The sequence below is a fragment of the Ensifer sp. NPDC090286 genome, assembly GCF_044769565.1.
Classification (GTDB): Bacteria; Pseudomonadota; Alphaproteobacteria; order Rhizobiales; family Rhizobiaceae; genus Ensifer.
The window spans coordinates 83221-97134 of sequence record NZ_JBIVYF010000007.1 but is presented as its reverse complement, the minus strand read 5'-3'; the positions used below and the strand labels follow the sequence as shown (position 1 = coordinate 97134).

The window sequence follows — 13914 nt, the reverse complement described above, 5'->3', positions numbered from 1 at the left end:
TGGTCGATACCCGACCCTAGGCCCGGGCCGGTCACGGCTTCCCTAACGGGCATGGTTAATGCATCCTTTCGCCGAAAATCAGGCGCGTGGGTGGGCGCGGTCGTAGATCTCCAGAAGCCGCGCCGAATCGACGCCGGTATAGACCTGGGTGGTCGACAGGCTGGCATGGCCGAGCAGTTCCTGAATGGTCCTGAGATCGCCGCCGCCGGCCAGCAGATGGGTGGCGAAGGAGTGGCGCAGCGCATGTGGCGTTGCGGTCTCGGGCAGCCCGAGCGCGCCGCGCAGCTTCTGCATTTCACGCTGGATGATCGCCGGCTGCAGCTTGGCACCGCGCGCGCCGAGGAACAGCGGCGCATCCGCGGCGATCGGGTAGGGGCAGAGCTTCAAGTAGGTGGCGACGGCCTCACGCGCCGCTTCGATCAGCGGCACGATGCGCGTCTTGTCGCCCTTGCCGACGATGCGCAGCGACGTGGGCATGCCGGCAAATTCCGACGGCGTGAGGCCGAGCGCCTCGGAAATGCGCAGGCCGCAGCCGTAGAGCAAGGTCAGCACCGCTGCGTTGCGCGCGGCGATCCAGGGCTCCTCGGCAAGCTGCGCCTGCGACGTTACGACAGTCAGCGCGTCACGGTCGGTGAGCGGCTTCGGCAGGGATTTAGGCTGTTTGGGCGAGCGCACCGCGGCCGCACCGGCCGCATTGGCAAGGCCGTTGCGCTCGAGATAGCGCAGGAAAGAGCGAAGCCCGGCCAGCCCGCGGCCGAGCGTGCGGGCGCCGGCGCCGCCCTTGCGACGCTGGGCGAGGAAGCCGCGAAGGTCGGCCGGCCTCAGTGTACGGATGTCGGAAAGCCGCGGCGGCCCGGCGAGATGGCCGGTGAGAAACGTCAGGAATTGCCGGGTGTCGCGCTCATAGGCCTCGACGGTGTTGTCGGAGAGGCGGCGCTCCCGCATGAGCCCGTCAAGCCAGCGCTGACGCTCGGCAAGAAGCTCCGGATGGCCGATGACGAGGAGCTCGTTCATTGTCGCTTTCCATTGATGGTCCGCCCGCGACAATGCCCTGACGCGTCTTAGGTTTTTGCTAATGCACCCTTGGAATTTGTCATTCTTCGATCATATAGAATTGCGATGGTCAGCCGCAAACAAACGGATCGGACTATGGCGGGACGGGATTCGGTGAACGGAATCGCGCATTTTGCTGAAGTGATCGCCCTGGTCTCCCAGGGGCAGCCTGGCCACATCGTCGACACCCTGATTGCGGAGCGTGGTCAGCGGATCGTCAAGAGCCCTCTCTGGCCGCTCATGCGGCCTTTTCTCTATACGCTGCTGAATTACCGCAAGGCGCACGAGTTTGCCGACGCGGTTGCCAACATGCCGGGTTTTCAGGCCTTCGAGCATCTGAGTTCGCTGCTCTCGCTGGAGGTGCGGGTCGACCGGGCCGAGCGCATTCCTGCCAAGGGTGGCTTCCTGCTCGTCAGCAACCACCCGACCGGCATCGCCGACGGCATTGCCGTCTTCGATCTCTTGAAGAGCCGGCGGCCGGACATGATGTTCTTCGCCAATCGTGACGCCATTCGCGTCAATCCGCGTTTCGTCGAGATGGTCATTCCGGTCGAATGGCGTGAGGAACACAAGAGCAAGCTGAAGGCGCGCGAGACGCTGCAGGTCACCAACCGGGCGATCGGCGAGGGCAAGGCGACCGTGCTCTTTCCTTCCGGGCGCATCGCCTATTGGGCCGATGGCTGCCTCAACGAGCGGCCATGGAAGACGTCGGCCGTGGGCTTTGCGCGCAAATACGGCCTGCCGATCCTGCCGGTGCATATGAGCGCCCGCAATTCCGGCCTGTTCTACTGGTTCGCCAAATGGTCGACCGAACTGCGCGACATGACCGTGTTCCACGAACTGCTGAACAAGAAGGGCGATCTCTTCGATTTTCGCATCGGCAACATGATCCCGCCCGAAGCACTGGAAGGGGAAGCTGGCGAGGTGACGAAGGCGCTCGAACGGCACACTGTCTTCGATCTGGCGATGGATGCCGACGCGGCGTTCAAGCCTCGGCTGCAAACGGCGGCCGCGCTCTAGCGACCGTCATGGTTCACGAAAAAGCTGGCGGGCTTCACCCCGCGCGGCGGATCGGCTAGGTCTGAGCCATGCAGCTTCAATCCATGTTCGCGGAAAACTACCGTTCGCTGAAGTCGATCCGTATGGATCTGACCGGGGTCAACCTGTTCATCGGCGAAAACGGCGTCGGAAAGTCCAATCTCTATCGCGCGCTTCAACTCGTGCAAGCCGCCACGCGCGGCACGCTGGCGCGTGAGATTGCCGAGGAGGGCGGTATGTCCTCGGCGCTCTGGAGCGGCCGTCGGCGCGCCGACAAGCCGGTCCGCATAAGGCTGGAAACCGAGCTTCTGGACGAGGAACGGGCGATCACCTTCCGCTATCGCATCGAGGCCGGGCTGCGTCCGCCCCTGCCCGCCGCCGGTTTCGCCTATGAGCCGCAAGTGAAGGAAGAGGAGCTGACGGTAGAAACCGGTCGCCGGCCGGTGACGATGATGAAACGCTCCGGCCCCGGCATCTTCGTGCGCGGCGAACGCGGGCGGATGGAGGACTATCCGGAGCAGGCGCTGACGTCCGAGACGGCGATCTCGCTGCTCGGCGACGCCGGACACTACCCTGAGGTCGGCACTTTCCGCCGTGCGGTCGAGCAGTGGCGCTTCTTTCACGGCTTCCGCACCGACCGCGATTCGCCGCTGCGGCTGCCCTGCCTTGCGGTGACGGCGCCAATGCTCGACGAGACGGGCGTCAACATGGCGGCGGTGTTCGCCACGCTCCGCCACACGCGCGAGGATACGGTCGACCTCGACCGGGCGGTGGCCGACGCTTTCGGCGGTGCCTATCTCGATGTTCCCGAGCCCGGGCAGTTTGCCGAGTTCTCGCTGGTCTTTCCGGATTTTCCCAGCCGGCCGTTTTCGCCGCGTGAGCTTTCCGACGGGCAGATGCGTTTTCTGGCGCTCGCGGCCGCACTGCTCTCCTACCGCCGGCCGCGCTTCATTGCGCTCAACGAGCCGGAGACGAGTCTGCATCCGGACATGTTGCCGGCGCTTGCCGACATGATCGTCAGCGCTTCCAGGGAGAGCCAGATCTGGATCGTCACCCATTCGGAAAGACTGGCGGAAGAAGTGCGCCAGCGCTCAGGTATCCGTCCGCGCCGGGTGATCCGCAAGGACAGCGCCACCTGGATCGACGGCATGCGGCTGACAGGGCTGATGGACGACGACGAGTAGGCAACAAAAAACCCCGCATCGCTGCGGGGTTTTCTTGTTCATTCCCGAAACAATCAGGCGATCTTCTGGCCGGTCTTGGCCCAGTCGGCCAGGAAGGTTTCGAGGCCCTTGTCGGTCAGCGGGTGCTTGACCAGCGCCTTCAGCGTTGCCGGCGGCGCGGTGACGACGTCGGCGCCGATGAGGGCGGCTTCCTTGACGTGGTTGACCGTGCGGATCGAAGCCGCGAGGATTTCGGTCTCGTAGCCGTAGTTGTCGTAGATGTGGCGGATCTCGCGGATCAGGTCCATGCCGTCGAAGGCGATGTCGTCGAGACGGCCGACGAAGGGCGAGATGAAGGTGGCGCCGGCCTTTGCCGCAAGCAGTGCCTGGTTGGCCGAGAAGCACAGGGTCACGTTGGTCTCGTGGCCGTCCGAGGTCAGCGCCTTGCAGGCCTTCAGGCCGTCGAGCGTCAGCGGCAGCTTGATGCAGATGTTGTCGGCGATCTTCGCGAGAACGGCCGCTTCCTTCATCATCTCGGCGTATTCGGTCGCGGTCACTTCAGCCGAAACCGGACCTTCGACGATCGAGCAAATTTCCTTGGTGACTTCGGTGATGTCGCGGCCCGACTTCAGGATCAGCGACGGGTTGGTGGTGACGCCATCGAGAAGGCCGAGATCGTTCAGCTCGCGGATTTCCTTGACGTCGGCGGTATCAACGAAAAATTTCATGGGGTCACTCCCTTGGGGCACGATTGCCGTTCGGCGCATATCTACCGGGGAGGAATTCCGTTGGCAGAGATCGCGCGCGTTGAAACTCTGGTGGAACCGTGACAAACCCTGCGGCCTGCAAGGCTGCGGTTCGCAGCGCAGTTTTCTTTAACCGAAACACGTGGCAAGGTCACGGCAAAATGACTCGCGATTCAACCGATTTATTCGGCGATTTGCTCGGGCCCGTTTCGGCCCGTCGCGTCGTGCCGGTCCTGGTGCCCATGCCGGCGCCGAAAGCCTATTCCTATGCGGTTCCCGACGGCATGGCGGTCGAGCCGGGCTCGATCGTGCAGGTGCCGCTCGGCCCCCGCCTCGTCGTCGGCGTGGTCTGGGATGGCGAGGATGACGGGAGCGTCGACGCCAAGAAACTCAAGACGATCGAGAAGGCTTTCGACTGCCCGCCGCTGACGCGCGAAATGCGGACCTTTCTCGATTGGGTGGCCGCCTATACCGTCACGCCGCCGGGGCTGGTCGCGCGGATGGCGCTCCGCGCACCCGCCGCGTTCGATCCGGAACCGATGGTGGAGGCGCTGCGTCTCACCGAGATGCGGCCGGAGCGCATGACGGCGGCGCGCGAACGGGTGATCGCCGCCGCCAGCGACGGCTTTTCCTGGACACGCTCGGGGCTGGCGCATGCCGCCGGCACGTCGTCGAGCGTGATCGAAGGGCTGACCCAGCAAGGCGTCTTCGAGACCGTCTTCATGGCGCCGCCGCCGGTCGTCGCCCTGCCGGATCCCGATTTTACCGCCCCCCGGCTCGAAGGCCCGCAGAAGGATGCAGCGGCCGATCTGCTGGCAGCGGTCGAGGAGGGCGGTTTCTCGGTATCGCTGATCGACGGCATCACCGGATCCGGCAAGACCGAGGTCTATTTCGAGGCGATCGCTGCGACACTTCGGGCGGGCAAGCAGGTGCTGATCCTGCTTCCGGAAATCGCGCTGACGTCGAGCTTCCTTGAACGCTTCCAGGATCGTTTTGGCTCAAAGCCCGCCGAGTGGCATTCGGACTTGGCTCCCCGCACCCGTGAAAAGGTCTGGCGCCAGGTGACGACCGGAACAGTCCGCGTCGTTGCCGGCGCCCGTTCGGCGCTGTTCCTGCCCTTCGAGGAGCTGGGTCTCATCATTGTCGACGAAGAGCACGACCCTGCCTACAAGCAGGAAGATCGCGTCTTCTACAATGCGCGCGACATGGCGGTCGTTCGTGGTCGTATCACCGGCTTTCCCGTCGTGCTCGTCTCGGCGACGCCGTCGCTCGAAAGCCGGGTCAATGGCGACGTCGGGCGCTACAAGCCGATCCACCTGCCGACCCGTTTCGGCGATGCGGCGCTGCCGCGGCTCGGCGTCGTCGACATGCGCCAGCATCCGCCGGCACGCGGCGGGTTTCTCTCGCCGGTGCTCTTGAACCAGGTCGGCAAGGCGATCGAGCGTGGCGAACAGGCACTGCTGTTCCTCAATCGTCGCGGCTATGCGCCGCTGACGCTGTGCCGCGTCTGCGGCCATCGCTTCCAGTGCCCGGATTGTTCGAGCTGGCTGGTCGAGCATCGCTTCCGCGGGCAGATCCAGTGCCACCAGTGCGGCTATTCCGAGCGCACGCCGGAAGCCTGCCCGGAATGCGGCACGCTCGATCATCTGGTCGCCTGCGGGCCGGGGGTCGAACGCATCGCCGAAGAGGTGGAGCGGCATTTCCCCGAGGCGCGCACGATCGTGCTTTCTTCCGACCTGATGGGCGTCAAACGGCTGAGGCTGGAGCTTGAAGCCATCACGCGTGGCGAGGCCGATATCGTCATCGGCACGCAACTGGTCGCCAAGGGCCATAACTTTCCGCTGATGACACTGGTCGGCATCGTCGATGCGGATCTGGGTCTTGCGAACGGCGACCCGCGCGCGGCGGAGCGGACCTTCCAGCTGCTCTCGCAGGTGACGGGTCGTGCGGGCCGAACGGGTCTCAAGAGCCTAGGGTTGCTGCAGACCTATCAGCCGCAGCATCCGGTGATGCAGGCGATCGTGTCGGGCGATGCCGACGCCTTCTACGACCGCGAGATCGCCGAGCGCGAAAAGGCGCTGCTGCCGCCGTTCGGCCGGCTCGCTTCGCTGATCGTTTCGGCCGACACCCGGCAGGATGCCGAGGGCCATGCGCGCGGCTTGCGGATGGCAGCGCCACGGACGGATGGCATTTCCATCCTCGGTCCAGCCGAGGCGCCGCTGGCGCTGGTGCGCGGGCGGCATCGCTTCCGGCTGCTGGTGCATGGCCGGCGCAACAGCGACATGCAGGCCTTCGTCAAGGCGATGATCGCCGCCGGCCCCAAGGAGCGCGGCTCGATCAGCGTCCAGCTCGACATCGATCCCCAAAGCTTCCTGTAGTTCAAGTTTCCTGTGATCGCCGCATTGAAGAGGCCGTGGGCGATTCACAACCGGGACGACATGCGCTAGAGGTCAGGGACGCATCGCTCCGGCCGACGACGGGGCGGCATGACAACGGGCTCATCTGCGGGAACGGGCATGGAGTTTTATATTCCGACGGAAACCGGCGAGTTCCTCGCCTTCTGTGCGGCGGCGGCGGCAGCGCTGATCGGCGTCGTCATGCTGTTTGCTCCGCGGCTGACCTTTCGCTTGGCCGGCATCGGCATTGCCGAGGGACGGCGGGGAGGCCTTGCCGAGGCGCGCTCGACCATGGGCGGCATGCATCTGGGACTCGGCCTTGCCGCCATTCTGCTCGCCCAGCCGATGGTTTATCTGGCTGTCGGGGCTGCCTTTGCGCTTGCCGCCTTCGGCCGAATCCTCTCCATGATGAGCGACAATGGCAGCACGCTCTACAACTGGGCGGCGCTCATCGTTCAGGCGGCGCTCGCCATCCTTCCGCTCGGCTATGTCTTCGGCATGATCTGATCGCGATTGCGGGCATCCCCGCGATTCACAGCGCAGGACCGAATTTACGGCAAAATTCGGCCAAAGGTGGCCGACTTATGCCGCATTCCTGCCGTTCGCGTGTTGCGAGTCCAAACATCCTATGCTAGACGAACCGCGAATTGCGGGGGAAGTGGGTCGCCAGGCCTCGATATCCTGCAAATTATTGCAGCAAATTCAAGAGCTTAAGTTGACGGCCCACCGCCAGCACGGTTCTTGGATGAAATTGAGAGAAGCTTGTGCCCGTGGCAGACACATCCCAGCTTATTTCCGGTGTTGCAGAAAGATATGCGTCCTCGCTTTTTGAACTCGCGCTCAGCGCCGGTTCGGTCGAGGCAGTCGGTGCGGATCTCACCCGCGTCCAGACCCTGATCGACGGTAGCGACGATCTGAAGCGGCTGATCGCCAGCCCGGTCTTTTCTGCAGACGACCAGTTCAAGGCCATTTCGGCTGTCGCAGCGAAAGCTGGCATCTCCGGGCTCGTCGGCAACTTCCTCAAGGTCGTTGCCCGCAATCGCCGCCTCTTCGCGCTGCCGGGCATGATCAAGGCGTTCCGCCTGATCGCCGCGCGCCATCGTGGCGAAATTTCCGCCGACGTCACGTCGGCCCATGCGCTCTCCGCAGCGCAGGAAACTGAATTGAAGGCGACGCTGAAGAGCGTCACCGGCAAAGACGTGGCGGTCAACGTCACCGTCGACCCGTCTATTCTTGGAGGTCTGATCGTCAAGGTCGGGTCCCGCCAGATTGACACTTCCCTTCGCACCAAACTCTCTAGCCTTAAGCTTGCACTGAAAGAGGTCGGCTGATGGATATCCGCGCCGCGGAAATTTCCGCAATTCTTAAAGATCAGATCAAAAATTTCGGCCAGGAAGCAGAAGTCTCCGAAGTCGGTCAGGTGCTTTCCGTCGGTGACGGTATTGCCCGCGTCTACGGCCTCGACAATGTCCAGGCAGGCGAAATGGTCGAATTCCCGGGTGGAATTCGCGGCATGGCGCTGAACCTCGAAGCCGACAACGTCGGTGTCGTTATTTTCGGTTCGGACCGTGACATCAAGGAAGGCGACACCGTCAAGCGGACTGGCGCCATCGTGGACGTTCCGGTTGGTCCGGAGCTGCTCGGTCGCGTCGTCGACGCGCTCGGCAACCCGATCGACGGCAAGGGCCCGATCAACGCCAAGCAGCGCGCACGCGTTGACGTCAAGGCTCCGGGCATCATTCCGCGCAAGTCGGTTCATGAGCCGATGTCGACCGGCCTCAAGGCCATCGACGCTCTGATCCCGGTTGGCCGTGGCCAGCGCGAGCTCGTCATCGGCGACCGCCAGACCGGCAAGACCGCGATCATCCTCGACACGATCCTCAACCAGAAGGCCATTCACGACAATGGTCCGGATGGTGACAAGCTGTATTGCGTATACGTCGCAATCGGCCAGAAGCGTTCGACGGTTGCCCAGTTCGTGAAGGTTCTGGAAGAGCGCGGCGCCCTGCAGTACTCGATCATCGTTGCTGCAACGGCTTCCGATCCGGCTCCGATGCAGTACCTCGCACCGTTCGCCGGCTGCGCGATGGGCGAATACTTCCGTGACAACGGCAAGCACGCTCTCATCGGCTACGACGACCTGTCCAAGCAGGCCGTTGCCTACCGTCAGATGTCGCTGCTGCTGCGTCGCCCGCCGGGCCGCGAAGCTTACCCGGGCGACGTTTTCTACCTGCACTCCCGCCTGCTCGAGCGCGCTGCAAAGCTGAACGACGACATGGGCGCTGGCTCGCTGACGGCTCTGCCGGTCATCGAAACGCAGGGCAACGACGTTTCGGCGTTCATCCCGACCAACGTGATCTCGATCACCGACGGCCAGATCTTCCTTGAAACCGACCTGTTCTACCAGGGCATCCGTCCGGCCGTTAACGTCGGTCTGTCGGTTTCCCGCGTTGGCTCGGCCGCGCAGATCAAGGCGATGAAGCAGGTTGCCGGCTCGATCAAGGGCGAACTCGCCCAGTATCGCGAAATGGCCGCCTTCGCGCAGTTCGGCTCGGACCTCGATGCCGCTACGCAGCGCCTGCTGAACCGCGGTGCCCGCCTGACCGAACTCCTGAAGCAGCCGCAGTTCTCGCCGCTGAAGACGGAAGAGCAGGTCGCTGTCATCTTCGCAGGTGTCAACGGTTACCTCGACAAGCTGCCGGTCAACCAGGTCGGCAAGTTCGAGCAGGGCCTGCTTTCGTACATGCGTTCGGAAGGCAAGGACATCCTGGAAACCATCCGCAAGGACAAGGCGATCTCCGACGACGTCAAGGGCAAGCTGAAGGCTGCAATCGACAGCTTCGCCAAGTCTTTCGCCTGAGCGGATTTCAGTTAGGACGGATAACGGATGCCTTCACTTAAGGATCTGAAGAACCGGATCGCCTCCGTCAAGGCGACGCAGAAGATCACCAAGGCGATGAAAATGGTCGCCGCGGCGAAGCTTCGGCGTGCGCAGGAGGCGGCTGAGGCCGCCCGGCCTTACTCGCAGCGTATGGCTGCCGTTCTCGCCAACATCGCCCAGGCGGTTGGCGCGGACGACAGCGCGCCTGCGCTGATGACCGGAACCGGCAAGGACGATACGCACCTTCTGGTCGTCTGCACGGCTGAACGCGGCCTTTGCGGCGGCTTCAACTCGCAGATCGCCCGTCATGCCCGCGACCACGTTCGCAAGCTGCTTGCAGCCGGCAAGACGGTCAAGATCATCTGCGTCGGCAAGAAGGGCTTCGATATTCTGCGCCGCGAATACGCGTCGCTGATCATCGATCGTGTCGACCTGCGTGAGGTCAAGAAGATCGGCTTTGAAAACGCCGACCAGATTGGCCACAAGGTCATCGCGCTCTTCGAAAAGGGCGAGTTCGATGTCTGCACGCTGTTCTATTCTGAGTTCAAGTCCGTTATCGCCCAGATTCCGACGGCTCAGCAGCTGATCCCCGCTTCGGCCGGCCCGGTCGCAGCGGAAGCATCGGATGCTTCGGCTGTCTACGAATATGAGCCGGACGCGGGCGCGATCCTCAGCGATCTCATTCCGCGCAACATTTCGGTGCAGATCTTCCGGGCCTTGCTCGAGAACGTCGCAGGCGAAATGGGCGCCAAGATGAGCGCGATGGATAACGCGACGCGCAATGCTGGTGAGATGATCAACAAGCTGACGCTGAACTACAACCGTCAGCGCCAGGCTCAGATCACCAAGGAACTCATTGAAATCATCTCGGGCGCGGAAGCGCTCTAAGGTCACGAGAAGAGGGTAAGGATTATGGCTAAGGCAGCTACCCCGAAAGAAACCGCAGCGGAGAAGAAGCCCGCTGCACCGAGGAAGGCAGCTTCCGCCAAGACCGCAGCAGCAGCCGCAACCGGCGCTGTCGGTCGCGTAACGCAGGTCATCGGCGCCGTCGTCGACGTCGCGTTCGACGAAGGCCAGCTTCCGCAGATCCTGAACGCGCTGGAGACCGACAACAACGGTAACCGCCTCGTTCTCGAAGTCGCACAGCACCTCGGCGAAAACTCCGTTCGCACGATTGCCATGGACTCGACCGAAGGTCTGGTTCGCGGCCAGTCGGTTACCGACACCGGCGCACCGATCACGGTTCCGGTTGGCGACGAAACGCTCGGCCGCATCATGAACGTCATCGGCGAGCCGGTTGACGAAGCCGGTCCGCTCGTCACCTCCGGCAAGCGCGCCATCCACCAGGAAGCGCCGTCCTACGTCGAGCAGTCGACGGAAGCGCAGATCCTCGTGACCGGCATCAAGGTCGTCGACCTTCTCGCTCCTTACGCAAAGGGCGGCAAGATCGGCCTCTTCGGCGGTGCAGGCGTCGGCAAGACCGTTCTCATCATGGAACTGATCAACAACGTCGCCAAGGCGCACGGTGGTTACTCGGTGTTCGCAGGCGTGGGTGAACGTACCCGCGAAGGCAACGACCTTTACCACGAAATGATCGAGTCCGGCGTTAACAAGCACGGCGGTGGCGCAGGCTCCAAGGCTGCCCTCGTATACGGCCAGATGAACGAACCGCCGGGTGCCCGCGCTCGCGTCGCTCTGACCGGTCTGACGATCGCTGAAGACTTCCGCGACAAGGGCCAGGACGTTCTGTTCTTCGTCGATAACATCTTCCGCTTCACCCAGGCAGGCTCCGAAGTGTCGGCTCTGCTCGGCCGTATTCCTTCGGCCGTGGGTTACCAGCCGACGCTGGCGACCGACATGGGTCAGATGCAGGAACGCATCACCACCACGACCAAGGGCTCGATCACCTCGGTTCAGGCCATCTACGTTCCGGCCGACGATTTGACCGACCCGGCGCCGGCAACGTCGTTCGCCCACCTGGACGCAACGACCGTTCTGTCGCGCTCGATCGCCGAAAAGGGTATCTACCCGGCCGTTGACCCGCTCGACTCGACCTCGCGCATGCTCGACCCGATGATCGTCGGCGAAGAGCACTACGAAGTGTCGCGTAAGGTGCAGACGACCCTGCAGCGCTACAAGGCTCTCCAGGACATCATCGCCATCCTGGGCATGGACGAACTGTCTGAAGAAGACAAGCTGGCCGTTGCCCGCGCTCGCAAGATCGAACGCTTCCTGTCGCAGCCGTTCTTCGTCGCCGAAGTCTTCACCGGTTCGCCGGGCAAGCTCGTCGCTCTCGAAGACACGATCAAGGGCTTCAAGGGCCTGGTCAACGGCGAGTACGACCACCTGCCGGAAGCTGCCTTCTACATGGTTGGCTCGATCGAAGAAGCGATTGAAAAGGCCAAGAAGCTGGCTGCTGAAGCCGCTTGATAGCACTGTTAAGCCTCGGCGCTGCACAAGCGCCGAGGCTTTCATCCTGTCCTTTCGCAAGGATAGGGAAGACATGCACAGCCGCCTCTCAGGTGGCGCGCCCACAAGAAGTGAATGGTCATGGCCGATTTCAACTTTGAGCTTGTTTCCCCCGAGCGCCTGCTCGTCTCCGAAAAGGTGACGGAAGTCGTCATTCCGGCGACCGAGGGCGAGATGACCGTGATGGCCAATCACGCGCCGACGATGACGACGGTGAAGCCCGGCGTGGTCACGGTGAAGCTGGCCGACGGCAAGACGGAGCGCTTTGCGGTGTTTGGCGGCTTTGCCGACATCCTGCCGACCGGCTGCACGCTGCTCGCCGAATCCGCCGTTCATGTCGATGAACTCGACCGCACGGCTCTCGAAAGCCGTATCGACGCGGTTCGCGCCGAGCTGGAAGGCGCCGGTGACGAGAAGAAGACCCGTCTGGAGCAGTTCGTCGCGGAACTGACGAAGCTCGGCGAGATCGTCATCCCGGCCTGAAAGGGACACCCGGAAGGGTGAAGCGCAGAAACAAAGCCCCGCCTTCGAGCGGGGTTTTTTTATGCGTTCATCCGGGCCGCTCCCGCTGCAACGCGGCTGGTGGCTCCCGTCGGCGACTTTAGCTATTCTTCACCGTCGATCCTGTATTCATCGATGACCACGCAGCCCACGAGGAAAGACCGCTGGCATGACGTCGAAGATTGTTCCTGTCATCATGGCCGGTGGAAAGGGCACCCGACTGTGGCCGCTTTCCCGCTCCGCCGCGCCAAAGCAGTTCCTGCAGATCCTTTCCGAGCGATCGCTGTTCCAGCAGACGCTCGAGCGTGTGGGCGACCGAACGCGATACGAGCCTGCGATCGTCGTCACCAACAGCGACTTTCGCTTCATCGTCGCCGAGCAGGCGCGCACGATCGAGGCCGAGCTCGGCGACATTCTCCTGGAGCCGGTGGCGCGCAACACCGCACCGGCCCTTGCCGCCGCCGCCTTCGCAGTGCTTGGCCGTTACGACGAAGGCGCGATCATGCAGGTGCTCGCCTCCGATCACGAGATCGACGCCGGCGTCCTCTACGAGGACTGCATCCTGAGAGCGCAGGCGGCCGCTCAGCGGGGAGAGCTGGTGACCTTCGGCATCACCCCGACCGAACCGGCCACCGGCTACGGCTATATCGAATGCGGCGACGAACTGGCCGAAGGCGCGAACCGGGTGGCGCGCTTCGTCGAGAAGCCGGATCGGGCGAAAGCCGAGGCGATGATCGCGACCGGGCGCTACCTCTGGAACTCCGGCCTGTTCATGCTGCCGGTGGCGCTCTTTCTCGACGAGTTGAAGCGTTTTGCGCCCGAAGTCTTCGACGCAGCCAAGGCCGCCGTCGAAGGTGCCTACAGGGATCTCGACTTCACCCGGCTGCACGGCGAGAGCTTTGCTGCAGCACCTGATATTTCAATCGACTACGCGGTGTTCGAAAAGACCGAACATGCCGCCGTTGTGCCGTCTTCCTTCCCCTGGTCGGATCTCGGAAGCTGGGATGCGGTGTGGAAGACCGGACGCAAGGATGCCGACGGCAATGTCGTCACGGACCGGGCGACGGTTTCGAACACCCGCAATTCGCTGGTGCTGTCGCGCGACATTCACCTGGCGGTCCAGGGTCTGGAAGACGTGGCCGTCATTGCCGGCGAGGACGCCGTCTATGTCGGGCGGCTGGACGACAGCCAGAGCGTCGGCCATATCGTCAAGGCGCTCGCGCGTTCTCCCAAAACCGCGGCGCTGACGGAAGTGCATCCGACCTCCTACCGTCCCTGGGGCGCGGTGGCCGCACTGTCCGACGGTGAGCGCTTCTCGGTGAAACGCCTACGCGTGACGCCCGGCAAGAAGATCTCGCTGCAGAAGCACCATCACCGTGCGGAGCACTGGGTCGTCGTGCGCGGCACGGCGGAGATCACCATGGGTGGCGAGACGCGGCTGCTCCACGAGAACGAGTCGGTGTTCATTCCGCAGGGCACGGTGCACCGGCTGCACAATCCGGGCAAAATCCCGCTGGAGCTGATCGAGGTGCAGACCGGTTCCTATCTCGGCGACGACGACACCGTCCGCATCGAGGACGAATTCGGCCGCAACTAAGCGCTTCGTCGTTGCTGGACGGCGAAACGAAAAATGCCCGGGCGAAACCCGGGCATTGAAGTCGGCGCAT

General features: G+C 63.4%; 12 protein-coding genes. 10 read left to right on the top strand and 2 right to left on the bottom strand.

Features of this window, described 5'->3' with window-relative positions:
* Positions 1-78 precede the first annotated feature (78 nt).
* Complete coding sequence (locus ACIQUG_RS29375) at positions 79-1014, bottom strand: tyrosine recombinase XerC (protein WP_402325780.1); 936 nt, start codon at positions 1012-1014, stop codon at positions 79-81.
* Between the two features lie 135 nt (positions 1015-1149).
* Between ACIQUG_RS29375 and ACIQUG_RS29370 the strand changes: the two genes are divergently transcribed.
* Together ACIQUG_RS29370 and ACIQUG_RS29365 are read left to right on the top strand one after the other, a co-directional pair.
* Positions 1150-2073 carry a GNAT family N-acetyltransferase gene (locus tag ACIQUG_RS29370; protein ID WP_402325779.1) on the top strand — a complete coding sequence of 308 codons (924 nt, stop codon included), beginning with the start codon at positions 1150-1152 and terminating at the stop codon, positions 2071-2073.
* 68 nt (positions 2074-2141) lie between these two features.
* The gene (locus ACIQUG_RS29365) at positions 2142-3275 is read left to right on the top strand and encodes an AAA family ATPase (RefSeq protein ID WP_402325778.1); all 1134 of its coding nucleotides are present in this window, start codon (positions 2142-2144) and stop codon (positions 3273-3275) included.
* Between the two features lie 53 nt (positions 3276-3328).
* Here ACIQUG_RS29365 and fsa read toward each other — a convergent pair whose 3' ends face one another.
* Positions 3329-3982 carry a fructose-6-phosphate aldolase gene (fsa, locus tag ACIQUG_RS29360; protein ID WP_192450959.1) on the bottom strand — a complete coding sequence of 218 codons (654 nt, stop codon included), beginning with the start codon at positions 3980-3982 and terminating at the stop codon, positions 3329-3331.
* A 179-nt stretch (positions 3983-4161) separates the two neighbouring features.
* On the opposite strand from fsa, the gene ACIQUG_RS29355 reads away from it, so the two are divergent.
* The 8 genes from ACIQUG_RS29355 to ACIQUG_RS29320 all read left to right on the top strand — a co-directional run bounded on the left by ACIQUG_RS29355 (position 4162) and on the right by ACIQUG_RS29320 (position 13844).
* On the top strand, positions 4162-6378 hold the full coding sequence (locus ACIQUG_RS29355) for a primosomal protein N' (RefSeq protein WP_402325777.1): 2217 nt from the start codon (positions 4162-4164) through the stop codon (positions 6376-6378).
* 138 nt (positions 6379-6516) lie between these two features.
* Positions 6517-6903, top strand: a complete 387-nt coding sequence (locus tag ACIQUG_RS29350) for a hypothetical protein (RefSeq protein WP_043619162.1) — start codon at positions 6517-6519, stop codon at positions 6901-6903.
* Between the two features lie 263 nt (positions 6904-7166).
* A complete protein-coding gene (locus ACIQUG_RS29345) occupies positions 7167-7727 on the top strand; it encodes a F0F1 ATP synthase subunit delta (protein ID WP_305728137.1) in 561 nt (186 codons plus the stop codon).
* A complete protein-coding gene (gene atpA / locus ACIQUG_RS29340; RefSeq protein ID WP_043619148.1) occupies positions 7727-9256 on the top strand; it encodes a F0F1 ATP synthase subunit alpha in 1530 nt (509 codons plus the stop codon). The genes ACIQUG_RS29345 and atpA overlap by 1 nt, the downstream gene beginning before the upstream one ends.
* 27 nt (positions 9257-9283) lie before the next feature.
* Positions 9284-10165: a F0F1 ATP synthase subunit gamma gene (locus tag ACIQUG_RS29335; RefSeq protein ID WP_043619147.1), complete on the top strand. Its 882-nt coding sequence runs from the start codon at positions 9284-9286 to the stop codon at positions 10163-10165.
* Positions 10166-10189: 24 nt separating this feature from the next.
* Positions 10190-11707, top strand: coding sequence for a F0F1 ATP synthase subunit beta (gene atpD, locus ACIQUG_RS29330; protein WP_043619145.1), 1518 nt, complete (start codon positions 10190-10192; stop codon positions 11705-11707).
* Positions 11708-11827: 120 nt separating this feature from the next.
* On the top strand, positions 11828-12229 hold the full coding sequence (locus ACIQUG_RS29325; protein ID WP_034803086.1) for a F0F1 ATP synthase subunit epsilon: 402 nt from the start codon (positions 11828-11830) through the stop codon (positions 12227-12229).
* 187 nt (positions 12230-12416) lie between these two features.
* Positions 12417-13844 carry a mannose-1-phosphate guanylyltransferase/mannose-6-phosphate isomerase gene (locus ACIQUG_RS29320; protein WP_402325776.1) on the top strand — a complete coding sequence of 476 codons (1428 nt, stop codon included), beginning with the start codon at positions 12417-12419 and terminating at the stop codon, positions 13842-13844.
* The last annotated feature ends 70 nt before the right edge of the window (positions 13845-13914 follow it).